The organism is Nocardioides sp. YR527 (genome assembly GCF_900101045.1).
Taxonomy (GTDB): Bacteria; Actinomycetota; Actinomycetes; order Propionibacteriales; family Nocardioidaceae; genus Nocardioides.
On sequence record NZ_FNFN01000002.1, the window covers coordinates 136,552 to 160,476 of the forward strand.

23 protein-coding genes and 2 tRNA genes are annotated in these 23,925 nt (G+C 70.6%); 8 read left to right on the forward strand and 17 right to left on the reverse strand.

Features of this window, described 5'->3' with window-relative positions:
• Positions 1–59: 59 nt before the first annotated feature.
• The gene (locus BLT25_RS05110) at positions 60–425 is read right to left on the reverse strand and encodes a DUF6223 family protein (protein ID WP_091042809.1); all 366 of its coding nucleotides are present in this window, start codon (positions 423–425) and stop codon (positions 60–62) included.
• Positions 426–594: 169 nt separating this feature from the next.
• On the opposite strand from BLT25_RS05110, the gene BLT25_RS05115 reads away from it, so the two are divergent.
• Together BLT25_RS05115 and BLT25_RS05120 are read left to right on the forward strand one after the other, a co-directional pair.
• Positions 595–1,704 carry a sensor histidine kinase gene (locus tag BLT25_RS05115; protein ID WP_091042811.1) on the forward strand — a complete coding sequence of 370 codons (1,110 nt, stop codon included), beginning with the start codon at positions 595–597 and terminating at the stop codon, positions 1,702–1,704.
• Entirely contained in the window at positions 1,701–2,372 is a 672-nt protein-coding gene (locus tag BLT25_RS05120) for a response regulator (protein ID WP_091042814.1), read from the forward strand. Before BLT25_RS05115 ends, BLT25_RS05120 begins: the two co-directional genes overlap by 4 nt.
• On the opposite strand, the gene BLT25_RS05125 is transcribed toward BLT25_RS05120, so the two are convergent.
• From BLT25_RS05125 to BLT25_RS05175, 11 genes are all read right to left on the reverse strand, one after another.
• Positions 2,350–3,378 (reverse strand): UDP-N-acetylmuramate dehydrogenase, encoded by a 1,029-nt coding sequence (locus BLT25_RS05125; RefSeq protein WP_091042815.1) that lies wholly within the window; start codon positions 3,376–3,378, stop codon positions 2,350–2,352. The genes BLT25_RS05120 and BLT25_RS05125 overlap by 23 nt on opposite strands.
• Positions 3,371–3,769, reverse strand: coding sequence for a MaoC/PaaZ C-terminal domain-containing protein (locus BLT25_RS05130; RefSeq protein ID WP_091042817.1), 399 nt, complete (start codon positions 3,767–3,769; stop codon positions 3,371–3,373). The genes BLT25_RS05125 and BLT25_RS05130 overlap by 8 nt, the downstream gene beginning before the upstream one ends.
• Positions 3,769–4,176 carry an FAS1-like dehydratase domain-containing protein gene (locus BLT25_RS05135; RefSeq protein WP_091042821.1) on the reverse strand — a complete coding sequence of 136 codons (408 nt, stop codon included), beginning with the start codon at positions 4,174–4,176 and terminating at the stop codon, positions 3,769–3,771. Before BLT25_RS05135 ends, BLT25_RS05130 begins: the two co-directional genes overlap by 1 nt.
• A gap of 220 nt (positions 4,177–4,396) precedes the next feature.
• A complete protein-coding gene (rpmG, locus tag BLT25_RS05140) occupies positions 4,397–4,567 on the reverse strand; it encodes a 50S ribosomal protein L33 (protein WP_091042824.1) in 171 nt (56 codons plus the stop codon).
• 46 nt (positions 4,568–4,613) lie between these two features.
• Positions 4,614–4,687: transfer RNA gene (locus tag BLT25_RS05145), tRNA-Met, on the reverse strand.
• A 50-nt stretch (positions 4,688–4,737) separates the two neighbouring features.
• Positions 4,738–4,810 (reverse strand) — tRNA-Thr (locus tag BLT25_RS05150).
• 74 nt (positions 4,811–4,884) lie between these two features.
• Positions 4,885–6,315: an amidase gene (locus BLT25_RS05155; RefSeq protein ID WP_091042827.1), complete on the reverse strand. Its 1,431-nt coding sequence runs from the start codon at positions 6,313–6,315 to the stop codon at positions 4,885–4,887.
• Positions 6,316–6,342: 27 nt separating this feature from the next.
• A complete protein-coding gene (locus tag BLT25_RS05160; protein WP_091042830.1) occupies positions 6,343–7,020 on the reverse strand; it encodes an LrgB family protein in 678 nt (225 codons plus the stop codon).
• Positions 7,017–7,406: a CidA/LrgA family protein gene (locus tag BLT25_RS05165; protein WP_091042832.1), complete on the reverse strand. Its 390-nt coding sequence runs from the start codon at positions 7,404–7,406 to the stop codon at positions 7,017–7,019. The genes BLT25_RS05160 and BLT25_RS05165 overlap by 4 nt, the downstream gene beginning before the upstream one ends.
• Entirely contained in the window at positions 7,403–8,335 is a 933-nt protein-coding gene (locus tag BLT25_RS05170; RefSeq protein WP_091042835.1) for an ROK family protein, read from the reverse strand. The genes BLT25_RS05165 and BLT25_RS05170 overlap by 4 nt, the downstream gene beginning before the upstream one ends.
• A gap of 32 nt (positions 8,336–8,367) precedes the next feature.
• Positions 8,368–9,399, reverse strand: a complete 1,032-nt coding sequence (locus tag BLT25_RS05175; protein ID WP_091042837.1) for a pirin family protein — start codon at positions 9,397–9,399, stop codon at positions 8,368–8,370.
• Positions 9,400–9,467: 68 nt separating this feature from the next.
• Between BLT25_RS05175 and BLT25_RS05180 the strand changes: the two genes are divergently transcribed.
• Positions 9,468–10,643 carry a glycosyltransferase gene (locus tag BLT25_RS05180; RefSeq protein WP_256328462.1) on the forward strand — a complete coding sequence of 392 codons (1,176 nt, stop codon included), beginning with the start codon at positions 9,468–9,470 and terminating at the stop codon, positions 10,641–10,643.
• A 288-nt stretch (positions 10,644–10,931) separates the two neighbouring features.
• On the opposite strand, the gene BLT25_RS05185 is transcribed toward BLT25_RS05180, so the two are convergent.
• Complete coding sequence (locus tag BLT25_RS05185) at positions 10,932–11,837, reverse strand: DMT family transporter (RefSeq protein ID WP_091042842.1); 906 nt, start codon at positions 11,835–11,837, stop codon at positions 10,932–10,934.
• Positions 11,838–11,917: 80 nt separating this feature from the next.
• Complete coding sequence (locus BLT25_RS05190) at positions 11,918–13,633, reverse strand: hypothetical protein (protein ID WP_143033639.1); 1,716 nt, start codon at positions 13,631–13,633, stop codon at positions 11,918–11,920.
• Positions 13,634–13,903: 270 nt separating this feature from the next.
• Here BLT25_RS05190 and BLT25_RS05195 point away from each other — a divergent pair, with 270 nt between their 5' ends.
• Positions 13,904–14,452, forward strand: coding sequence for a type III effector (locus tag BLT25_RS05195; RefSeq protein WP_091042847.1), 549 nt, complete (start codon positions 13,904–13,906; stop codon positions 14,450–14,452).
• Between the two features lie 335 nt (positions 14,453–14,787).
• On the forward strand, positions 14,788–15,354 hold the full coding sequence (locus BLT25_RS05200) for a type III effector (RefSeq protein WP_256328463.1): 567 nt from the start codon (positions 14,788–14,790) through the stop codon (positions 15,352–15,354).
• A 117-nt stretch (positions 15,355–15,471) separates the two neighbouring features.
• Here BLT25_RS05200 and BLT25_RS05205 read toward each other — a convergent pair whose 3' ends face one another.
• Entirely contained in the window at positions 15,472–16,638 is a 1,167-nt protein-coding gene (locus BLT25_RS05205) for a Fic family protein (RefSeq protein WP_091042852.1), read from the reverse strand.
• A gap of 110 nt (positions 16,639–16,748) precedes the next feature.
• Here BLT25_RS05205 and BLT25_RS05210 point away from each other — a divergent pair, with 110 nt between their 5' ends.
• The 3 genes from BLT25_RS05210 to BLT25_RS05220 all read left to right on the forward strand — a co-directional run bounded on the left by BLT25_RS05210 (position 16,749) and on the right by BLT25_RS05220 (position 22,048).
• Positions 16,749–19,718 (forward strand): hypothetical protein, encoded by a 2,970-nt coding sequence (locus tag BLT25_RS05210; protein ID WP_091042854.1) that lies wholly within the window; start codon positions 16,749–16,751, stop codon positions 19,716–19,718.
• Positions 19,719–19,727: 9 nt separating this feature from the next.
• Entirely contained in the window at positions 19,728–20,681 is a 954-nt protein-coding gene (locus BLT25_RS05215; RefSeq protein WP_091042856.1) for a metallophosphoesterase, read from the forward strand.
• A 95-nt stretch (positions 20,682–20,776) separates the two neighbouring features.
• A complete protein-coding gene (locus tag BLT25_RS05220; protein ID WP_176883639.1) occupies positions 20,777–22,048 on the forward strand; it encodes a serine hydrolase domain-containing protein in 1,272 nt (423 codons plus the stop codon).
• Between the two features lie 13 nt (positions 22,049–22,061).
• Here the strand turns inward: BLT25_RS05220 and BLT25_RS05225 are convergent, their stop codons facing one another.
• Entirely contained in the window at positions 22,062–22,697 is a 636-nt protein-coding gene (locus BLT25_RS05225) for a response regulator (RefSeq protein ID WP_091042862.1), read from the reverse strand.
• The gene (locus tag BLT25_RS05230; protein WP_091042864.1) at positions 22,690–23,910 is read right to left on the reverse strand and encodes a sensor histidine kinase; all 1,221 of its coding nucleotides are present in this window, start codon (positions 23,908–23,910) and stop codon (positions 22,690–22,692) included. Before BLT25_RS05230 ends, BLT25_RS05225 begins: the two co-directional genes overlap by 8 nt.
• Between the last annotated feature and the right edge of the window lie 15 nt (positions 23,911–23,925).

Sequence of the window (23,925 nt, forward strand, 5' to 3'; positions counted from 1 at the left end):
TGACCCAGAATCCCGCCGAGTCGGCTCGTTCTAACGAGCCGACTCGGCGGTGGGTTCGGTCAGGACGCGCCGAGTCGGCGGGATCTGCGGAGGGTGAGGGCTCCCAGGGCCAGGGCGGCGAGGCCGAGGACGATCGCCATGCCGCCGCCGACCACGCCGTTGCCGGTGCCGGGTCCACCGTCGGCCACGATCAGGTTGACGACGCCGACGACCAGGGCGATCGTGCCGCAGCCGAGGGCCACGACGGCGCCGTTGCGGCCACGGTTGCCGACGCCGCGTACGGCACGAGCCAGCGCCGCTGCGCCGGCCACGGCTCCGGCCAGACCGACGAACGCGGCGAGCGTCGCCCACAGCCGGGCGGTGGTCAGCGTGTAGGCGCCGACGTCAGGGTCGGCAGCACTGATGAGCACGTCGTTCAGGGACATGAGGACTCCTTCGTCGAGTTCGATCGGATGACTCGATCGTCCCGTCGGCGGGCGCGGGAGTCGTCCTGCCTGCGCGGACTCTTCGGCGCCGTCGCTACTGCGTACGTGGTAGCCGGAAGTGCTGCGTGAGACGGACTCGCGGGCGGCACCGCGGGCATATCCTGCTCGCATGGCCAGGCGGCGGATCACGGTCGGGGACTGGGTCATCGCCGCTGGTGTGGCCGTGGCCCAGCTGGCTGCTGCGCTCAGCGGCGGCCGACCCGACTCCGGCGACGAGCTTCTCGGCTACGCCGCGCTGGTCGCGAGCGGCCTGGTGCTGGTCCTCCGGCGCCGCGCGCCGGTCGCCGTGCTGGTCGCCAGCGGCGCCTGCGGGCTGGCCTTCCAGGCACTCGGGCTCGACTTCGCGGTGATCGCGTTCGTGGTCGCGGTCTACGCAGCCGTGCGGGAGGGACACCGGCTGGTCACCGTGATCGCCGCGGTGGTGATGCAGAGCGGGCTGTTCCTGGTCGCCTACCTCTCCACGGGCGAACTCGGCGCGGCCTCCGAGCAGGCTCGCGGAGCCCTGGAGATCGCCTGGCTGATCGCGGCAGGCGCCGCCGGCGAGGCGCTCAGGCAGGCCGAGCGGCGGGCCGACGAGGCCGAGCGCACCCGGGAGGCCGCGGCCCAGCGCCGGGCCGACGACGAGCGCCTCCACATCGCCCGCGAGCTGCACGACTCCCTCACCCACCAGATCTCGGTCATCAAGGTCCAGTCCGAGGCCGCGGTCCATGTGGCCCGGCGGCGTGGCGAGGAGGTTCCCGAGTCGCTGCTGGCGATCCGGGAGGCCGGGCGCGAGGCAGCCCGGGAGCTGCGGGCCACACTGACGGCGCTGCGTGACGACGATCCGCACCCACCGCGAGGGCTCGAGGACGTACGCGACCTGGTGGGATCCGCCGGGTCCGCCGGGCTGGACGTCACCCTGACCGTCGATGGGGAGCCCGGCTCGGTACCGGTCGCGGTGGGCCGGACCGCCTACCGGATCGTCCAGGAGGCGTTGACCAACGTGACCCGCCACGCGGCGGCGACCTCCGCGTCGGTCCACATCGACCATCGGCCGGACTCGCTCGGGATCCGGGTCGAGGACAACGGCACCGGTGCGCCGGCCACGACCGTGCCCGGCATCGGGCTGCTCGGGATGCGGGAGCGGGTCTCCGCCCTCGGAGGTCAGTTGCGGGCGCAGCCTCGCGAGGAGGGCGGGTTCATGGTCGAGGCGCGACTGCCGGTGGAGCGTACGTCGTGATCCGGGTGCTCCTGGTCGACGACCAGCCACTCATCCGCAGCGGTTTCCGGGCCCTTCTCGACATCGAGGAGGACATCGAGGTGGTCGCCGAGGCCGCCGACGGCGTCGAGGCGGTGACGCTCGCCCGCGAGCACCTGCCGGATGTGGCGATGGTCGACATCCGGATGCCGGTGGCCGACGGTCTCGAGGCGACGCGCCGGATCGCGGCCGACCCGGCGCTGGGTGACGTACACGTGGTGATCCTGACCAACTACGGCATGGACGAGTACGTCCTCGAAGCCTTGCGCGCCGGCGCTGCCGGCTTCCTCGTCAAGGACGTCCAGCCGGAGGACTTCGTGCACGCGGTGCGGGTCGCCGCACGAGGCGATGCTCTGCTGGCACCGTCGGTCACCCGTGCGCTGATCGACCACTACGTCAGCCAGCCCACCCCTGCCGAGGCTCCCCTCGGGCTCGCCGAGCTCACCAACCGGGAGCGCGAGGCGGTCGCCCTGGTCGCCCGGGGCATGACCAACGACCAGGTCGCCGAGGCCATGGTGATCAGCGTGCTGACCGCCAAGACCCACGTCAACCGGGCGATGACCAAGCTGCACGCGCGCGACCGCGCCCAGCTCGTGGTACTCGCCTACGAGTCCGGGTTGGTCGCTCCTAGAACTCCACGCCGAGCATGACGGGCTCGTTGACGAGCACGATCCCGTACGCCGCCTCGACCCCATCGCGTACCTCTCTCGCCAGGGCGAGCAGGTCCTCGGTCGTGCCCTCGCCGCGGTTGGTGAGGGCGAGGGTGTGCTTCGTGGAGAGCGACACGCGGCCTGCCAGCGCCTGGGGCGCATGGCCCTTCTTGAACCCGGCGTGGTCGATGAGCCAGGCCGCGGAGGTCTTCACCGTGCCGTCGGGCTGCGGGTAGGCCGGAGCACCCTCGGGCACGTCCTCGGGGGCGACGACCGGGTTGGTGAAGAACGAGCCCGCCGACCAGGTGTCGTGGTCGGCCTCGTCGATAACCATGCCCTTGCTGCGGCGCAGGGACAGGACGGCCTCGCGGATCTGCTTGGACGGCACCCGGGTGCCCTGCTCGACGCCGAGGGCGCCGGCGAGCTGGGCGTACGCGATCGGGGAGCCGGTCTCACCGTCGGTTCCGAGCCGGAAGGTGACCTCGAGGACCACGTAGCGGCCGGGCACGGCCTTGAACCGCGACCAGCGGTAGCCGAACCCGCACTCCCCTGCGGTGAAGCTCCGCACCTCGCGAAGCTCGCGGTCGAGCACCTTGACCGAGGTGATGGTCTGGGAGACGTCCTGGCCGTACGCCCCGACGTTCTGGATCGGGGTCGCGCCCACGCTGCCGGGGATGCCGGAGAGCGCTTCGACACCGCTCCAGCCCTTGTCGACGGCGGTCGTCACGAAGTCGTCCCAGGTCTCGCCCGCAGCCACCGTGACACGTACGCCACCCTCGGCCGGCTCCGCCGCGACGCCCGTGGTCGCCAACTTGATGACGGTGCCCGGGAAGCCGGCGTCGGCGACGACCAGGTTGCTGCCGCCGCCGAGGACCAGAACGTCCTTCCCGGCCGCGTCGGCCGCGGTCACGGCCTCGATGATCTCCGTCTCGGTGGTCGCGGTGACGAACTCCGCCGCCGGGCCGCCGAGATGGAAGGTGGTGTGTTTCGCGAGAAGCTCAGACACGTACGGAGACCTTCGGCATGCCGAGGACCTTCTGGTCACCGGAGACGACGGTCAGGGCGATCGTCGCCAGCCCGTCCTCGACCGACTTCACGGTGCCGCTGACCGTCACCGAGGTGCCCTCGTCGTCATCGGGCACGAGGACCGGGTTGGTGAACTTGGCGCCGAAGTCGACGACCTCGGCTCCGTCGGTCCATTCCGAGACCGCTCGGGCGACCAGCGCCATGGTGAACATTCCGTGGGCGATCACGCCGGGCAGGCCGACGGCGGTGGCGATCCGGTCGGACCAGTGGATCGGGTTGAAGTCGCCACTCGCGCCGGCATAGCGCACGAGCGACGCCCGGGTGACGGGGTAGGTCTTCGGGGCCAGCTCGGCGCCTGCTTCGAGCGTCATCACGCGACCTCCGCCGCTCGGTGGACCAGGGTGGCCGAGGTGGTGCACACGACCGCCCCGGAGTCGTCGGTGATCTCCGAGACCGTACCGATGATGTCGTTGCCGCCGATCTGTCGCAGCGACGCGACGCTCAGGGTCGCGACCAGCACGTCCCCCGGCGCGATCGGCCGGGCGTAGGAGAACTTCTGCTCACCGTGCACGATCCGCGACAGCTCGACCTGGACGTCGTCCAGGAAGGCGTTCATCGCGTCGAAGGCGAGCACGATCGGGAACGTCGCGGGAACCGGGTCCCCGCTCTCCCAGCTCACGCCGGTGGCGGCAGCGAACTCCCGCACCTTCTCGTCGGTGACCCGATAGGGCCTGGTCGGAGGAAACGCGCGCCCTACGAGCGACCCATCAACTGCCATGCGTCCAACTCTAGTGGCCCGCCGAGAAGTCACCCACGTCGGCCGAAGCGTCAGGTAGGTCGGCCGAGTTGGCACGCCCGCGCCAACTCGGCCGACGGGAGTGACGTCTCGGGCGACCGGGGTGACGCTTCGGCGAAATGACGAACGCCCCGCCTCCCGGAACTCGGGGCGGGGCGTTCGGAGCGCCGATCAGTGTCGCGCTCTACCTAGAAGTCGAACTTCAGCGGGTCTCGCGGTGCGCGGTGTGCTTGCGGCAACGCGGGCAGTACTTGTTGAGCTCGATCCGGTCGGGGTCGTTCCGACGGTTCTTCTTCGAGATGTAGTTCCGCTCCTTGCACTCGGTGCAAGCGAGGGTGATCTTCGGGCGAACGTCGCTGCTCTTGCTGGCCACAGGAGTTTCCTTACAGTACTGATCGAGGTGATGCGGTCTTTGGCGGTAGCGGGGGCGGGGATCGAACCCGCGACCTCACGATTATGAGTCGTGCGCTCTAACCGCCTGAGCTACCCCGCCTCAACAGGAATCAGGCCCGCAGTATTCCTACCGCGGGTCCCGAACTCCAGAGCCCCTTTACGGAATCGAACCGTAGACCTTCTCCTTACCATGGAGACGCTCTGCCGACTGAGCTAAAGGGGCGTTGCGAAAGAGAACATTACGGTAGGGGCGGCGTGCTCAACAAATCGACACGGCCCTTCCCTCCGTCGGCCGCATCATCGCAGGTCAGCAGGGTCCTCGGTGCCTCGATCGGGCTCCCAGATGCGCGCGAAACCCATCGCTTCCTCGAGCTCGTAGGACAGCTCGAGCAGCATTCGCTCGCGTCCCGGCGCCGCCCCGAACATCATCCCCTGAGGCAGCCCGGCCAGAGTCTCCTGAACCGGCAGCGACACCGCCGGCCCACCGGTGACGTTCTGCCACGGCGTGAACGCCACCCAGTCCATCAGCCCCTTCATCACCAGCTCGTAGGCCTGGCTCGGCGCCAGCCGGCCGATCTCCGGGGTCTCGTGCGCGACCGTGGGCGTCAGGACGACGTCGTACGCAGCGTGGAACCCCTCCGCGATCGCCTGTGCCTTGCGCAGCCGGACGATGGCGGCCGGGACGTACTTGGCGTTCTTGAGCGTGTGCTGCGCGAGGCCGACCGTGAGGTTGTCGAGCCGGCTGCGGTCCCAGGTCTTGCCACGGAGCGGGCCGGCGTTGACCAGTGCGACCGCCAGCGTCCCCCAGTAGAGGACGAAGTCGTCGGCGAAGGTATCGGGCACCGGCGGCGGCACCGTTTCGACCGTGTGCCCGAGCTCCTCCAGCACCGCCGCGGTCTTCAGAGTCAGCTCGGCGACCTCGGGGCTGGCGTCGCGCCCGAGCGCGCCGGTGAAGATGGCACAGCGCAGCCGCTTCGACCCGGGGCCGGTGACGTCCCCGATCGGCGGCAGCGAGGTGTGGTGCGCCTTCTCGGCCTCCCGGAAGAAGGCGGCGGTGTCGCGCACCGAGCGGGTCAGCACACCGTCGGTGACGATCTTGAGCGGCAGAAAGCCGTAGAGCGGGTCCTGCGGCAGCCGGTCGCGGGTCGGCTTGAGCCCGACGAGACCGCAGGCGCCGGCCGGGATCCGGATCGAGCCACCGCCGTCGTTGCCATGGGCGATCGGCACGGCCCCCGCGGCCACCAGCGCGCCCGAGCCGGCCGAGGACGCACCCGCCACGCGGCCGGTGTCCCACGGGTTGCGCACCGCTCCGAGCCGCGCGTGCTCGGCCGTGCCCGAGAACCCGAACTCCGAGAGCTGGGTCTTCCCCAGGGACAGCAATCCCAGCTTGAAGAGCAGCTTGGTCATCTCGCCGTTGCGTGAGGCCGGCGGCATGGCGTACGAGTCCGTGCCGTTCCTGGTGGGCACACCGGCGACGTCGGTGTTGTCCTTGATCAGGGTGGGGACACCGGCGAAGAAGCCGGACCGGGGAGCACGCGCCTGGATCCGGGCCCGGTCGAAGGTGCGGTAGGCCATCGCACCCAGTGAGGCGTCGACCGCCTCGATCCGGGCGATGGACGCCTCGACCGCCTCGAGGGTGCTGAAGTCACCGCGCCGCAGGGCATCGGCGACCCCGACCGCGTCGAGAGTGCCGAGTACGTCGTCGGTGAAGGCGTGCACTCGAGCCATGCCGTCAACGTTAAGCCCGCGAGAGCCTCAGAGGAGGAGGTACGCCACCAGCGGAACCAGGAGACATGTCACAACCGCGGTGAGTCCCATCGCCAGTCCGGAGAAGGCGCCCTCGACGCGGCTCTCCTCCAGCATCCGGGCGGTGCCGATGCCGTGCGAGACGGCGCCGACGGCGACACCGCGGGCCCGCGGGTCACGGATGCCGATCAGCGTGAGCACTCGCGGCGCGACCATCGCGGCGACGATTCCGATCACGATCGCGAAGGCCGCCGACAGCTCCGGATAGCCGCCCAGGCGATCGGCCAGCTCGATCGCCACCGGCGTCGTCACGGCCTTCGGAGCCATCGTCCGCTCCAGCACGTCGCCGCCACCGAGCCAGCGCACCAGCAGGATGCCGCTGACCATCGACACGACGGCACCGGCGGTCAGCGCGACCAGGACGGGCACCACCATCCCCTTCAGCCGCGCGACCTGGTGGTAGAGCGGGATCGCCAGCGCGACCGTCGCCGGGCCGAGCAGAAAGCTGATCAAGATGGTGGCGTCGGCGTAGTCGGCATAGCTCGTACCGCTGACCGCCAGCAGGGTGCCGACGATCACGATCGCCACCGCCACCGGCTGGGCCAGCGGCGAACGGGTCCGCGCCCGCAGCCACCGCCCGAACTCGTACGCCGCCACCGTCACGAACAGCCACAGGATGACGCTCACTCGATCTCCTCCCCCGGCGCGCCTTCCGTGCCGGCGACCGACGGGACCCGGCGGAGGAACAGGCTGAGCACCCAGCCGACCGTGGCCAGACCGAGGACCCAGGAGCCGACCAGTGCGACGACGATCGGCACCGCCGCGTCGCGGATGACCGCGAGGTAGGCGATCACGCCGACACCGGCCGGGATGAAGAAGAGCTGCAGGTGGGAGAGGAAGTAGTCGCCGACCTGGATGACCGGGTCGTCCTCGCCGTCACGGCGCCGTAGTACCAGGGCGACGAAGAGCAGCAGCATCCCGACGACGGGTCCGGGCAGCGGGATCCCGGTCAGCTCGACGATCGCGGTTCCGGCCAGCTGGCACCCGAGCAGCCAGAGCAGGCCGACGATCACGGGGTCAGGGACTCGATCGCCATCGCTGCGCAGCCCACCAGGCCCGAGGAGTCGCCGTGGAGCTGGGCCATGAAGGTGAGCTCGCGGGTGGCGATCGGGTTGGCGCGGGCGTAGACGCTCTCACGCACCCCGGCGGTGTAGAGGTCGAACGCACCGGCCATGTCACCGCCGATGACGACGACCTCCGGGTTGAGCAGGTTGACGGCCGCGGCCACGACCTCGCCGAGCTGTCGTCCGCCCTCGCGCAACAGCCCGCGCGCGACCGCGTCGCCGTCGTTCGCGGCGGCCACCAGGTCGCGTACGTGACCGGCGGGGACGCCGGAGTCGGTCAGCCGCTGGGCGAGCGCCCAGCCGGCCGCGACCGTCTCCAGGCACCCGGTCGAGCCACAGCGGCAGGGCCGGTCGCCGGCCGCGTCGATGCGGGTGTGGCCGATCTCGCCGGCCGCCCCGAGGGCGCCGGTGACGACCTTGCCGTCGACGATGATGCCCATGCCGAGACCGGTCGATGCCTTGACGACCAGGGCGTTGCGTACGGGATGGTCGGAGTTGAAGAGCTCCGACCGCGCCAGCGCGTGGGCGTCATGGGCGAGGATCAGCGGCGCGTCGGTCAGCGCGGTGAAGTAGGGGGCCAGCTGGACGCCGTCCCAGCCACCCATCGCCGGGGTGTCGATGCTCATCCCGAGATCGGGGTTGACCACGCCGGGCAGGCTCATCCCGATCGCCAGCACCGGCAGGTCGATCGAGGTCACCATCTTGGTCATCCGCTCGACGACCTCGGGCATCAGCACCTCGGCGGAGATGCCGACCTCGTGGTCACGGGTGTCTCCGGCCAGCTCGCGCCCGGCGAGGTCGAAGACCGCCGCCTGGCTGCGGCTGCGGCCCACCGCCACGGCCAGCACGACTCCTGGGTCTGAGGATTCGTCACTCACGACTGCAGTCTAAGCACGAGCGCGGACGCGACCTAAGACCGCGAGCGGAGCCGGGCGTTGGGAAGTGGAGGGGCCGGGATCGGCCGCTGGTGGTTGCCCTCGACCACGCCGAAACGGCCCTCGGCCAGGTCCTGGGAGTCCTCGACCACCTCGCCGCCACCACGGGTGACCTGGCCCTGCCACTCCTCGCGGTAGCCGACGACCTCCTCGTGGGTGCGCCCGACGAAGTTCCACCACATGATGATCGACTCGCCGAACGGCGTGCCGCCGAGGAGGAGCAGCCGGGTCCACGCCTCACCGGCCTGCAGGATCAGGGTGGTGGCACCCGGAGGGGCGTAGGCGAGGGAGTCCTTCGCCACGTCGGCCGAGGCCGGACCGGACGCGCCCAGACCGGTCATCGACACCTCGCCGGTGTCCACGAGTACGCCGTGCTCGAACCGGTCGTCGACCGGGATCTCGAGCCGGGTGCCGGGCTCGAGCAGGATCTCGGCGCCGAGGATCTCGGAGTGGGTACGTACCGGCGAGGTGACGCCGAGGAGCGACCCCATGAAGACCCGCACGGTCGCACCGTCGCGCTCGATCGGCATGGGCGCGTGGTTCTGGAACCCGGGCTCGACGTCGCGGAGCTCGTCCGGCAGCGCGACCCACAGCTGCGCGCCGTGCAGGACGGTGGTCTCGGGGGTGGAGTTCTCCGAGTGGGAGATCCCGCGCCCGGCGGTCATCAGGTTGACCTCGCCCGGTCGCACCATCGCCACCGTGCCGACCGAGTCGCGGTGCTCGATCTCGCCGGTGAACAGCCAGGAGACCGTCGCCAGCCCGGTGTGCGGGTGGGGCGGCACCTCCATGCCGCCGGAGACGACGACGTCATCGGGACCGTAGTGGTCCAGGAAGCACCACGCACCGATCAGCGAGCGGGAGCGGGCGGGCAGGGTGCGGCGTACGTTCATCGCTCGCGGACCTCCCAGCGGGACGTCTCGCGGAGTGATGATCTGGATCTCCACGCCTTCGTCGCCGGTCCCGCCGACACACTCGACGGGGGTGGGGTGCGCGTCCAGGTTGGTCATGCTCCGAACGCTACTCGCCATGCCTGCGTCATATCGAGGTCGCCGGAGGGCTACCTCGATGCCACACGATGTGGCCCGTGCTCATCGCTCAGCTCGCGAACTTCGTCGGCCCCACCTCCGGCGGCATGAAGACGGCTCTGGAGGCCCTCGCCCGTGGCTATCTCGAGGCGGGCCACGACCGGCTTCTCGTCGTGCCCGGCCCGTACGACTCGGTCACCACGACCGACCTCGGCGAGGTGGTGCAGCTGAGAGCGCCGCGCGTGGGCGGCGGCTACCGGCTGATCATCGAGCCGTGGCGGGTGACCGACGTGCTGACCCGCTTCAACCCGACGAGCCTCGAGGTCAGCGACAAGTTCACGATGCTGCCCGTCTCCCGCTGGGCCCGGCGTCAGGGCATCGGGACGGTGCTCTTCTCCCACGAGCGCCTCGACGAGTACATGCCCACCTACACCGGCATGGACGCCACCTCGAAGGTCTCCACCGCGCTGCTCAACCGGATGCTGGTGCGCTCCTTCGACCAGGTGCTGGTGACCTCCGACTACGCCAGGCACGAGTTCGAGCCGCTGGCCGCGACCGTCGGCTGCCCGATCGCGCAGGTGCCGCTGGGCGTCGACCTCGACAGCTTCACGCCCTCGCTCGGGCACCGCGACGACACCCTGCGACTCATCCACGTCGGCCGCCTCTCCCGCGAGAAGTCCCCCGACCTCGCCGTCGCCACCGCCGTCGAGCTGCATCGGCGCGGGTTCGACGTACGCATGGACGTCTACGGCGACGGGCCGCACCGTGCCGAGATCGAGGCCCTCGCCGCCGGGGCGCCCGTCGTCTTCCACGGGCACGTCTCCGACCGCGGCCGGATCGCCCGGGCGTTGGCCTCGGCCGACGTCGCGCTCTCCGTCTGCCCGCGCGAGACCTTCGGGCTGGCGGTCCTGGAGGCTCTCGCCAGCGGTACGCCGGTGGTGACCGCCGACCGCGGCGGCGCCCGCGAGCTCATCGATGCCCGGTGCGGGGCCTGGGCGGCCGCCCACCCGGCGGCGCTGGCCGACGCGGTCATCGACGTCGCTTCGCGGCCGGTCGGAGCCACCCGCAACGCGGCTCGCGAGCGGGCGGAGCAGTTCCCGTGGTCGCGCACGATCGAGGAGATGCTGGACCTTCACTCCCGTCTCGCACAGGAGACCGCGCCGACCTATCTCCTCGCGCGCTCGCGGCAACGGCAAGCGGCTCGGCGAGCACGGCGTTACGCATGAGCGGTTGACTCGTTAGACGGTTCACCATGAGCGATTCAACGAAAGCGGAAGCCGACCAGGTAACACAGCAGCACACGCACTTCGCCGACTCGTTCGGCCCGGTCTGCAGCGCATACGGAGAAGATCCGCCGACCACCTACGACTACCGCGACGTCACGTGTAGCGACTGTCGGCATGCCGCGCCCTACATCAGCGCGCTGCCCGAGCACCTCAAGCCCAGATCGACCAGGCGGCGCTCGTGGCCGCGATCGATGCAAGAGCGAGTCTGAGGATTCGCGTTCGAGCGGTTCACCTATGAGCGGTGAACCGCTCCGGGGAGGTCCCGGGTGGCTCCGGCTGCACCGGGGTCCACCTGTCCGCAGATCGCGACCGGGCGAGCCCGACGATCCCGGTGACCAGCAACGCTCCGGCGCTCACCGCAACCCACAGCGTGGGGGCGGAGGCGCCGAAGGCAACCACCGCGGCGACGTACGAGACGGTGGGGTTGGTGATCGTCATCGCCGCCATCGCCCACGGCAGCGGGCCGGCGGCGAGCGCCGCCTGAGTGAGCACGATCCCGAGGCCGCAGGTGCACAGCAGGCCGTAGAACGCCGGCAGCGTCAGCAACCCGAGGAACCCGTCGGCGGCGGCCCGGTCGGCGGTGATCTTCAGCAGCACCGATGTCGTCGCGAACGAGCAGCCGGCCGCGACCGCCGTGGTCGCCGCCGCGACCGGCGGCGGGAACCGATGGGCCACCAGCAGGAGTACGCAGATCACGACCGCCACGCACCCGGCGAAGAGTGCGACGCGACCGACGTCGGCATAGGTGCCGCCGCGGTGGTCGTCGGTGACCAGCAGGATCACGCCGCCACAGATCGCGGCGCCGCTGACCCAGTCGGAGACCGTCGGCCGGTGGCGGGCGGCGATCGAGGCGAAGACCAGCGCGAAGAGCAGCTGTGTGGGCATCACCGACTGCACCACCGAGACCGACCCCAGATGGAGCGCGACCGCCTGCACCCCGAAGCCGATCGCGTTGATCACCGCACCGGCGACCCACAGCGGGTTGCGCACCAGCGCCAGCATCAGCCGTTCGACACCCGAGATCCCGCCGCTGCGTCCGGGCGCGAGCGCGCTGGCGCGCTGCTGAACCGCGGCGGAGAGCGAGAACAGGACGCATGCGCCGATGGCCAGGCTCACGGCCGCGGCATGATCCATGCTTCGACGCTACGGCTCGCGAGGAAAGCTCGTCTGCCGTCGACGCGAGCAGCGCGCGATCAGCGGGTGAACCCTGAGGGTCAGCCCTTCACCTTCGCGCCCATGATCTCGCCGTACTCGACCCCGAGGACCGACGGGTCGCCGTCCTTCGGCACCAGCACCGCGACCATCACCGCTGTCCGGATCGACAGGTTCTTGCCCGCCTGGCTGCGGAACTGGTCGAAGGGCGGGTTCCACTCCCACTCGGTTCCCTGGCCGCCGACGATGCTGTCGACGGTGAACTCCAGCATCGCGAACACGCCCTCGGACGTCTGCACCATCCGAGGTCCGGTCTCGTCGAACGGCTCCACCGTCGTCTTGACCGTGTCCACACCCATCTCCGCGACGTACGCGTCCATCTCGCGCCGCGGCGCCCGGAGCTTCTTGAACCCGGCGAGGCCCTCGACTCTCTGGGGCTTGCCGAGGTACGCGTCGATCTCGTCGGCGACGTCTTGGACCCGCTTCGCGTCCGCAGCGGAGACCGGAGCGGCGCCCTCGACCTCGCTGGGGATGGCACTCGCCTTGACCTTGACCTCGCCACGGTGCTTCCAGGGCGAGAGGGCGTCCTGCTGCTCGTAGACCGCCAGCGGAGACCTCCGGTCGCCGCCGTTGAGCTCCACGATGGCCCACATCGGATACTCGCCGAGTCGCACCGACCAGACCCGGCCCGCATGCGCGTTGAAGGTGCGCGAGCGCTGCTTGTAGCCGGTGGCCTCGGCCGCGACCGTCGCGGCCTGGAACATGGCGAGCATGGGGCCGGTCGCGGCCTGGTCCCACGCCTCGACCTTCCACTTCCCGCGTCCGTTGGCTCTGATGGCCTTGTTGCTGCGCGCGTTCCAGTCCCGCATCACAACGCCGACGTCGTCGCTCGGCAACGAGACCTTGCTCGCCTGCTCGGGCTCGACGGCGGCGGGTATCGAGCATCCGGCGAGCGAGAACGTCAGCAGGCCGATGCCCGCCGCCACCCCCAGGCGACGGTAGAGCCCGCCCGCCGGCGGACGGGGCGCGGGCGGGCGGACCAGGGCGGGTCCCGTCACGACGGGCCGAGCCGGCTGCGCCAGATGGCCGGCGGGGTGGGCAGGGTGGACGTACGAGACCTGCGGAAGCGGCGGCTGCCACTCGTCCGGGCGCTCACGCTTCCCGGTCAGCAACAGGACGACCGCGCCGACCAGCAGCAGCGCACCGAAGCCGGCGATGCTCAGCGCGACCATGAAGATCCCGTCGAGCCGGTATCCGAAGGCGAGCTTGATCGGCGAACCGTCGCGGCTCGCGGCCAGGAACGAGACCGGCTCCCCGGTGAGCGTCACGTTCAGCTCCTGGGTGCCGGAGCCCGACACCTTCTCGTGCCACCACGGCGCCTGCGAGGCATCCGGCACCTCCTTCCCCGAACCGGCCGCGCCGCTGACCCTGGTCAGCGGGGTCTTGGCGATCTCGACGGCGTTCGTGCCCTGGACGACGTCGAGCACGTCGACCGGGTTGCCGACGCCGACGTACGACTCCCCCAGCGCCTCCACGCGTACGGTGACCGGGAGCCGGTCGAAGGCGAACGCCTCCGGAGTGGAGTACGCCGCACCCTGCTCGATCGGGGTCTCCTTGCCCATCACGACGTCGTCGGGCCCGGCGGCGATCGCCAGGCCTGCTCCGACAAGAAGGAGTGGTGCGCCGAGCAGGCCGAGGAACACCGACAGGACGACCCTGCCGCCGTTCCTCGGCCGACCGGAATCAGCGATCACGGGTGCGTACGTTGCCGAGCTCATCGAGGCCTTCTGAGTGGGGGTCCCGAGAAGAGGACGCGGCAATCTAGCGTGCTCGGCGCACTCCGAGAAGCGAATAACCCAACCGGGCATCGTATTACCGGGCGGTATGGAACGTTTACCTTGACTTGGTAACCACCATGCCGTGTCGCAGGAACCTCCAGCCACTGAGTATCCCTAGCGTCGTGGAGCGCACGTGGACGTGTCGAAGCGAGAGTTGTCGACTCATAGACCGCGTTGCGCTCAATTCGAATTGACGACGAAAGGTATGAAATGAGCAAGAAGACAGGGCTGCTCCGCCGCGCCGCGGCCGTCGCCGCCTTCTCGGGTGTCGCCTTCGCACTGACCATGGGAGGAGCCGAGGCCGCTCCGGTCACCGCTGACACCACCACTGCCGTCAGCACCGCGACGTCGGACCTCTCGCCCTCGAGCCAGAAGGCCTGGGAGGACTTCATCCTCGGCGGCTCGTACATCACCGGCGGCGCTGCCCAGATGGTCAGCGGTGCCTGGGTCGGCGCTCCTGGCCTGATCCTCGCCGGCGCCACCGGCTCCCCGATCACCCCGGAGCAGGCTGCGGCCTGGGCTAACTGGGACGAGGGCGGGCAGAAGATCGGCGAGGGTGCCGCGATGATGGTCGCGGGTGCCTACGTCGGCGCGCCGGGCATCATCCTGGACCAGATCGCGGGCGGGGCGACCCCCAGCGACCTGTCGCCGGCCGAGCTCGAGCAGGTCTCGTTCCTCATCCCGCAGGACAGCCCGGCGCTCGACGGTGTCGCCACCGACCAGATCCCGAACCCGATGGCTCCGTTCGGGTCCCTCTGAGCGTCGACATGACGACCGCCGACCGACCGTAGCTCCCACCACGATCCGATCGGCGCCGTCCCCCAGATGGCCCTGGTCGTGCCCGCGTGCACGACCGGGCCATCTGCGCATTTACGCACGTTCAGACAAGAACGTTGCAGGTTGGCGAAAATTACGTCATTACATTTCATTCGTCACTAGTTGACATGAAAACAGCCGTGTCGACATGCCGTGATGAACGTTGGTCCTCTTAGCATCACTTCCCGGACGCGAACGTATCGATACTCGCGTTATCGATCCGGGGGTCGCGTCCGTGCGTGATGTTTCAATTCGAATTGATCGATGAAAGGTACGAAATGAACATGAAGACAGGGCTGCTCCGCCGCGCCGCGGCCGTCGCCGCCTTCTCGGGTGTCGCACTCGCACTGACCACGGGTACCGCCAACGCAGCCGACGGCACCCACCACAACCGCACCGAGGCCGAGTGCATCGCGGAGAACTCCTCCGGCGCCTCGGACCTCTCGCCCTCGAGCCAGAAGGCCTGGGCCAGCTTCATCTGTGGCGCCGGCCAGGCCACCGGCGGCGCCGCTCGCATGGTCAGCGGCGCCTGGGTCGGCGCCCCGGGCCTCATCCTGATGGGTGCCACCGGCGACGAGCTGAGCCCCGCGCAGAAGAAGGCCTGGGTGAACTGGGACGGCGGCGCGCACCAGGTCGGCAACGGTGCCGCTCTGGTCGTCTCCGGCGCCTACGTCGGTGCGCCCGGCATCGTGATGGACAAGATCATGGGCGGCGCCATGCCGTCCGAGCTGTCCGACAGCGAGCTGGACCAGGTCTCGTTCCTGCTCCCGATGGACAACGCGGCTCTCGACGGCCTCCCGGTCGGCGCGGTCCCGAACCCGATGGCTCCTCTCGGCGGTTTCTGAGCCAGCTGACCAGAGCTGAGTGATCACCCCCTACCGATCTGCTCGGCAACGTCACACAGGTGGCCCTGGGCGTGCACACGTGCACACTCAGGGCCACCTGCACGTTTTCGGTCAGGCTCAGTCGTACGCCAACGGCTCCTCGATCACGTCCATCACCGCTCTGGCGATCCAGTAGTGGCGGCCGCCGCGGCCCGACCGGCCGGCGGCCTCGATCCACCCGCGCCGCTCGGCGTCCTGGATCAGGTTGCGCGCACCCTGGTTGGTCAGGCCGGTCGCGTCCTGGACGCGCTTGACGGTCAGGTAGGGGTTGGCGAACAGCAGCGTGACCAGCCCGGACAGGTTGGCGCGCGAGGTGGCGGCCTCGTCGAGATAGCTCTCCCGGAGCGCGACCAGACGCTCGGACCTGGTGCTGGCGTCCTCGGCCGAGCGACGCACCGCGGTGAGGAAGAACTGCAGCCACTCCTGCATCTCGCCCCGCTCCCGGACGCTCTGCAGCCGCTGGTAGTAGGTCTGGCGATGGGCCTCGATGTAGCCCGAGAGATAGAGCAGCGGCGTGGACATCCGCCCCTCCTCCATCAGCATGAGGTTGATCAGCAGCCGCCCGATGCGCCCGTTGCCGTCGAGGAACGGGTGGATCGTCTCGAACTGGTAGTGCATCAGCGCGCACCGCACCAGCGTCGGGCTGAGGTCGGGGACGTTGACGTACGCCTCCCAGTCGGCGATCAGCTCGGGCAGGTCGGGCGGGAGGGGCGGGACGTACGCGGCGGTCGTGGGGTCGTCGGTCGGCGACCCGACCCAGACCGGCATCCGCCGGAACTCACCGGGGTGGCGCTCGTGCCCCCGGACGCCGGTGAGGAGGGTCTTGTGGAGCTCGAGGACGAGCCGTTGGCTGAGCGGCCAGCTCTTGATGAGCTCGAAGCCCTGGCGGGTCGCGGCGAGGTAGGCCTTCACCTCGGCGACGTCCTCGCTCCTGGTCGCCTGACCGCTGACCTCGTCCTGGAGGACCTCCTCCAGGGAGGTCTGGGTGCCCTCGATCCGGGAGGAGGCGACCGCCTCCTGGGTCAGGTAGGGCCCGATCAGCAGCTCGGGATCCTGGATCAGCGCACTCACTCCCTGGAGGCGCCCCAGCGCGGCGTCGGCGTCCGAGAGCGCCTTCACGGTGAGTGGCTGTAACGCCAGGTCACGCGGGATGTGGGCGGGTCGGTAGTACCAGTAGGCCCACTTGTTCCCCGGCTCACGGGTCGCCCTGCCGAACTGCGGAGCGTCGTACCTCTCCGGATCCATGACCGGTCAACTTACCACTCAGAGATCATTTGAGTTGGAAGTTGACGGGAACTTCCAAGCGCCTCTTGGAAGCTGCCCGCCAACATCCAACCGTCCCCTACGATCCACGCGTGAGAACGCGTGCTCGACGGGCACCGGCGATCCTGATCGCCTCGCTCGTCCTCCTGCTGGCGGTCGGTTTCGTGCTCGCCACGCAGGTCTCCGGCTTCCTCGGGATCAGCGCCGAGCCGGTCGCGGCAGCGCCCGAGACGGCGAGCGTCGCACTGGCACGGACGGCGACCGCACCCACCGTCGGCCGGGTACAGCTGGCCGAGGGCGCGAGTCCCCGGGTCCGGCACGCGGCCGCGGCATTCCAGAAGGCGGTCGACGGCTCCGGAGCCGAGGCCGAGGGCACGCTGTCCGTGACGACCGGGACCGACCTCGGCGAGGGCGCCGGGCCTGAGGCCTACCGGGCCACGAGCGACGGCCCCGACATCCAGCTCGAGGCCGCCGACGCGGCGGGCGCGGCAGCCGGGCTCTTCCAGCTGGCCGACCGAGTACGCACGGCCCGCCCGCTCCTCACGCCCGGCGAGGACGGCGAGGTGCAGCAGCCGGACCTTCCGCTGCGCCTCGTCGACAAGGGCGCGGCCGGCGTTCCCGGGACGGCCGCCGACTGGCGTACGGGCGAGGAGTACTCGCACAACAGCGGCCAGTTCGCCGACGCGATCCTCTCGGACGCACCGTTCGTCGACACCGAGGCGCTCGCCGAGGACGCCGAGCAGTTCCGGACGTACGTCGATCATCAGCTCGCCCGGGGCTACAACGGCATCGTCATGCCCGGATTCCTCGAGTACGTCACGTTCGACCGCTTCGGGGACGGCGACGAGATCTACCCGACCGCCGAGGATCCGCACGTCGGCAGGGCGCTCGCGATGCGCGAGCACTTCGGCTCGATGTGGCGGTACGCCCACGATGCCGGGATGAGGGTCTACCTCGGTACCGACATGCTCGCCCTGTCCACGCCGCTCCAGCGCTACCTCGACGAGCACGATCTCGACGCCGAGGACCCCGAGCTCTGGGACATCTACGCCGCCGGGCTCGAGGAGCTCCTCGCCGAGATGCCCTACGTCGACGGGCTGATGATCCGCATCGGCGAGGGCGGCCGGATCTACCAGCTGCCCGGCTGGGACTACTGGTCGCAGATCGCGGTCACGACGCCCACGGCGGTCAAGGCGATGCTCGACGCGTTCACGACCGTCGCCGAGCGCCAGGATCGAGAGATCATCTTCCGGACCTGGAGCGTCGGCGTCGGCGCGGTCGGCGACCTGCACACCAACCCCGCCTCGTACGAGGAGGTTCTCGGTGACGTGCACAGCGATGCGCTGATCGTCTCGACGAAGCACGTCGCCGGCGACTTCTACTCGTTCCTCCCGCTCAACCCGACCCTCGAGGTCGGCGGCCATCGGCGCCTCGTCGAGATGCAGAGCCGGCGCGAGTTCGAGGGGTTCGGGGCGCTCCCGAACGACCTCACCGCCGCCTACTCGGCGGCCCTGACCCACCTGGTCAGGACGAATCCCGACATCGAGGGGGTGTGGACCTGGAACCAGGACGGCGGCCCGATCCACGCCGGGCCACGGACCCTCTACCTCCGCGAGGGCCTCTGGCAGCTGTGGGACCTGAACTCGTACGCAGCATCCCGGCTCGCCTGGGACACCTCGGCCGATCCGGGCGAGATCACCGCCGACTGGGCGCGCGAGACGTTCAGCTCGGACCCGGCCACGGTGCGGGCGATCGGGGAGGCGATGGCGCTCTCGCGCGAGGCGGTGCTCGGCGGGCTCTACATCCCGCCGTTCGCCGAGAACCAGGTGCGCGCGCTCGGGCTCGAGATCCCGCCCCAGACCTGGCTGTTCGAGTGGGACATCGTCACTGGGGACACGGCCGTCCTCAGCAGCGTCTACGCGATCAGCAAGGACCGCCTCGACGAGGCGGCCGAAGGCGGCCGGGACGCGATCGAGACGGCCGAGTCGATGCGGCGGATCATCGCCGGGACCGATCCGTCGACCTGGCGCGATCCGGCGCTGCGTACGGATCTCCTGGCCTCGATCGACTACGAGATCAACCTGTTCCGGGTCCTCAGCGACTACCGCGCGATGACGATGTACCACGTCGAATGGCTCGACACCGGCTCGTCGGACGCGCGCGAACGATGGCAGTCGGCACGGGCGGCGTTCGAGAAGTCCCGCGCGTCTCACGTGGCGACCTACGGCGACGACCAGGCCCACCCCGCCTTCCAGTTCACCGCCGCCGACATCGGCGCGACGCGGGCCGACCGGGATCCGGCGATGGCCTGGCTCGCGCGTGGGCTGCTCGTGCTCGCCCTGGCCGGGCTGATCCTGGTCAGGCCGCTGCGGATCGCGGTGACTCGGCCGTGGCGGTTGGGCCGGGCGTTGCGGGAGGTACCGCCGCGACGCTGGGAGCGGACGGCGGTCCTGGTCCTACCCCTCGTGGTGCTGGTTCTCGGCCGGGCGACGCTGACGTGGTTCGCGGCGCCTGCGCATCTCGTCGTCACGCTGGGCGCCTGGTTGCTGTTCGCGTTGACGCTACGGCTCCTGATCGGGCGTCGCGACCCCTTCGCGCTCTGGGCGGTCATCGGCGGGATCGTCCTGGTCAGGTCGGTGATCCTGACGGCCGCCCTCGCCAACCGCGGACCGGGGCGCTACTGGTTCCTCTTCTGGACCGAGCCGGGCCCTCGGACGCTCTACATCACCGTCGCGTTCGCCGGATTCGGCCTGCTGTTCGTCGCCACGGCGCTGGCTCTGCGGAGTGCGTACGGGTTCACCCGTCGCCGAGCCGTCGGCAACGTCCTGATCGCGGCCGGTGCGCCTGTCGTCATCGGCGGCATGGGCGTCGCCTTGTTGGGCACCGAGCGTGCCCTGACGATCTGGAACGACCAGATGGCGCTCATCCCCTGGGGGCTCTCGCGCATCCTCGGCATCACCGTGCACCTCGGCATCCCGACGAGCCTGCCATGGTTCGCCGTCGGCTGTGGGGCGGCCGCCGCGCTGGTCGGGGTGGCCCTGAGCCTGGTCCGACGCAGCTAGTGTGAGTCCGTGCAGTTCGGTCAGTATCCGGCCCCGCGCCACACCATCGCCCACCTCTCCGACACCCATCTCTACGCCGGGGACGAGCGGCGCATCTACGGCAAGGTGGACCCCGCGCCCGGGTTCGAGCGGGCCCTGACGCGGCTGCGCGGGATGCCCACGCCGCCGCAGGCGATCGTCTTCACCGGCGACCTCGCCGACCTGGGCGAGCGCGGTGCCTACGTACGTCTTCGCGAGCAGGTGGAGCCGGTCGCTGCGGAGTTCGGCGCGGAGATCGTCTGGGTGATGGGCAACCACGACGAACGCGAGGTCTACTCCGAGGTGCTCTTCGGGTCGGCGTCGGAGGAGCCTCAGGACCGGGTCCACGAAGTGGACGGGCTGCGGATCATCGCCCTGGACAGCACCGTGCCCGGCTGGCACCACGGCGACATCGACGACTCACAGCTCGAGTGGCTGGCCGGGGTGCTGAAGGAGCCCGCGCCTCACGGCACCCTGCTGACGATGCACCACCCGCCGGTGCCGCTCCCGCTCAACGAGGCCAGCTCGATCATCGAGCTCGACGGCCAGGACCGGCTCGCCCCGGTGCTGGCGGGCAGCGACGTACGCGCCATCCTGGCCGGTCACCTGCACTACTCGACCAACACCACCTTCGCCGGCATCCCGGTCTCGGTCGCCTCCGCGAGCTGCTTCGCCGCCGCCCCCGCGACCGCCGACCGGTTCTCCTCGGCGGTCGCCGGCCACCAGGCGATCTCGCTGGTCCACCTCTACGACGAAGGCGCCGGTGGCGTCCCCGGTGCCCCGGTCGTGCACACCACCGTGCCCACCAGCGAGTCCCCCGAGGTCGCCGGCTTCCCGTCCTCGGTCGTCGAGAAGCTGGCCGCGATGACCGCCGCCGAGCGCCGCGACCTCTTCTCCCGCAAGGGCAAGGCCGCCCGCGCCCTGCGGCGTCAGCTCCGAGACTGACCCCGGCGGCCTCGATCTCCGACTCGAGGCTGATGTGGGCGTACGTCCGGGCCCGGAACGATGGCTGCGAAACGTCAACGACGACAGGAGCAGCCATGTCTCGGACCCTCGTCCGCACGGGCACCGCAGCGATCGCCGCGGTGCTTCTACCTCTGACGGCCGTGCCGGCCGCGTACGCCCAGCCTGACCCCGATCCCGATCCTGGTCGCGGGCCCGCGGCCGTTGCCCCGGACCCGACCGCGCTGACCCGGGAGGCGACCGCGATCGCCGAGCGGGCAGCGGCCAAGCACCAGGGGTTCAAGGCCCGGTCGTCGACTCCGGCTACCGCCGAGCTCGACCGTGCCGTCGACGCGGTCATCGCCGACGGCGCCCTCGGCGTCACTGCCCGGGTCGAGGCTCCGGGTCTGACCTGGACGGGGGCAGGCGGCGTACGCGAGGCGGGCACCGAGCGCAACGTCCGGGCCTTCGACAGGTTCCACGTCGCCAGCAACACCAAGACGATGATCGCGACCCTGGTCATGCAGGAGGTCGAGCGCGGCACCTGGAGACTGGACACCCCGGCCGAGGACGTACTGCCCGGGATCTTTCCTGCCGGCGTCACGATCGAGCACCTGCTCAGCCACCGCTCCGGGGCTCCGCGCGGCCCCGAAGAGCTGCTGCTGACCCGCATCGAGGACCCCAACTCGCTGGAGCAGTTCATCGACGCCGTCGGTCAGCACTACACCGAGGCCGAGCACCTGACCGCGATGCGCTCGGTCCCCTGGCTCTTCGAGCCGGGCACCGACTTCTCCTACTCCAACTACGGCTACGTCGCCCTCGGCGTCATGCTCGAGAAGGAGACCGGCCAGGATCTCGACGACCTGCTCCACCGGCGCATCTTCTGGCCGGCCGGGATGCTCCGCACCGACTACCCGAAGACCTCGCACAACCGCGGACCGTTCCTCGAGGGTGCGGCCAAGATCGACCAGACCGGATGGCGGCCGCTGACCGACCTGGACCCGAGCGTCTTCCACGCCTCCGGCGCCGCGACCAGCACCACCCGTGACCTGGCCTCTTTCAACGAGGCGCTGCTGACCGGTGAGCTGGTCTCACCGGCCTCGGTCGACGCCATGCTCCCGCCTCGCGCGGGCAGCGCCGACCCCGAATACGGGCTGGGCATCTATCGCGTCGCCGACCCGTGCACGGAGGGCGAATACCTCTACGGTCACGACGGCGCCCACTTCGGCACCCAGTCGATCAACTGGAGCTCGCGCGACGGCGAGCGTCAGGTCACCCTCGCCTGGACCGGCCGCGACTACACCGGTGCCACCGAGCCGCCCTACGACCTCGGCCTCCTGCTGGAGCCGATGCTTCTCGCGACCTGCTGAGTCCCTCGAACGGTCAGGGTCGCAGGATGCGGCGTTCGATGGCCGTGGCGACGGCGCCGGCCCGGGTGTCGACGCCGAGCTTGGTGTAGATGTGGGAGAGGTGGGACTTGACCGTCGCCTCGCTGACCAGCAGCTCGCGGGCCATCTCCTTGTTGCCCAGGCCCTTGGCGAGCAGCCGCAGGATCTCGACCTCGCGCGGACTCACCTTCGGCGTCGGCGAGGCGGCGCGCTGCAGCAGCCGGGTCGCGACCGAGGGTGCCAGCACGGTCTCACCTCGTGCGGTGCCGCGGATGGCGCGGAACAGCTCGTCGGGCGGTGCGTCCTTGAGCAGGTAGCCCGCCGCGCCGGCGTCGACGGCCTCGAGCACGTCGGCCTCGGTGTCATAGGTCGTCAGCACCAGCACCTGCGGCGGCGACGGCAGCTCGCGGACCAGCCGGGTGGTCTCCGCGCCACCCGGTCCGTCGCCGAGGCTGAGGTCCATCAGCACCACGTCCGGCGTCGTCTCGCCGACGACCGCGACGGCCTGGGCCGAGTCGGCCGCCTCGCCGACCACGTCGAGGTCGTCCTGGGCGTCCACCAGGGCGCGTACGCCTGCCCGGACGACCGGATGGTCGTCCACCAGCACCACCCGGATGCGTTGCTCAGCCACGACGTTCCTCCCCCTGAGATGCTGTCTGTCCGGCCGCGAACGAGGCCGCGAGCACCGTGCCCTCACCGGGGGCGCTCTCGATGACCAAGTCTCCACCCAGCAGGCGGGCGCGAGCCCGCATTCCGGCCAGGCCGTGTCCGCGCAGCCCGTCGGACTCCTTCAGCCGGGCGGGCTCGAACCCTGCTCCGTCGTCGCGTACGTCCAGGGCGACCGCGCCCTCGTGGAACGTGAGGGAGACGACCGCCGTGGTCGCGCCGGCGTGCTCGGCGACGTTGGCGAGGGCGCCGCGCAGGGTGCGGACGACGGCCGTCGCCACGCGTCCGCCGACCTCGTGCGGGTCGCCGTGGACGTGGACCGGGACGCTGAGCCCGGTGGTGGCGGCGACGTCGTCGGCGACCTGGCGTACGGCGGTGACCAGCGCCGATCCACCGGTCAGCTCGGTGGGGGCGAGGTCGCGTACGACCCGACGGGCCTCGTCGAGCGAGGAGCGGGCCATCGTGGCCGCCTGGTCGACGTGGTCACGAGCGTCGTCCGGGCGCGAGGACCACTCCTGGTCGGCCGCCTGGAGCAGCAGGTTGATGCTGGTCAGGCCCTGGGCGACGCTGTCGTGGATCTCCCGGCTCAGGCGCGCGCGCTCGGCCACGACACCGGCTCGGCGCTCGGCGTCGGCGACCTCGTCCTGGGCCGCCTCGAGGTCTGCGAGGAGCGCGCGCCGGGTGACCGCGTCGCGCTCGAGAGCGCGGTAGGCGGTCACCGCGAGCACGGCCACGCAGACCGGTCCGAGGAGGACGGTCGGGTCGGCCAGGCCGGTCATCCGGCTCCAGGCGACCGCGACCACCGCGACCAGGAACACCGTGGCGGCCACCGCCCACCTGAACGGCAGGATCCGCAGCGCCAGGAAGACCAGCGGCACCGCCGCCCACGAGAACGAGGGCGCGATCAGCGCCAGCACCGTCCAGCAGGCGACCACGCCGGCCAGCCACACGACCGCGGCCGTGCCGGTGAGGCGGCGGCCCGCGGCGTACGCGATCAGCAGGACCGCTGCGCCGGACAGGACCACCTCGGCCTGGTCACCGAGGCCGTGGCCCTGCAGATAGCGAGCGACCGAGGCGACGACGAGCACCACCAGTGAGATGTGGAGCCAGCGGTCGAGCAGCGACTGGCCGGCCAGGATCCCACCGGCTCGAGGGCTGGGTGCGGCGTCGGTCGACATGGTTGTTCCAGGCTA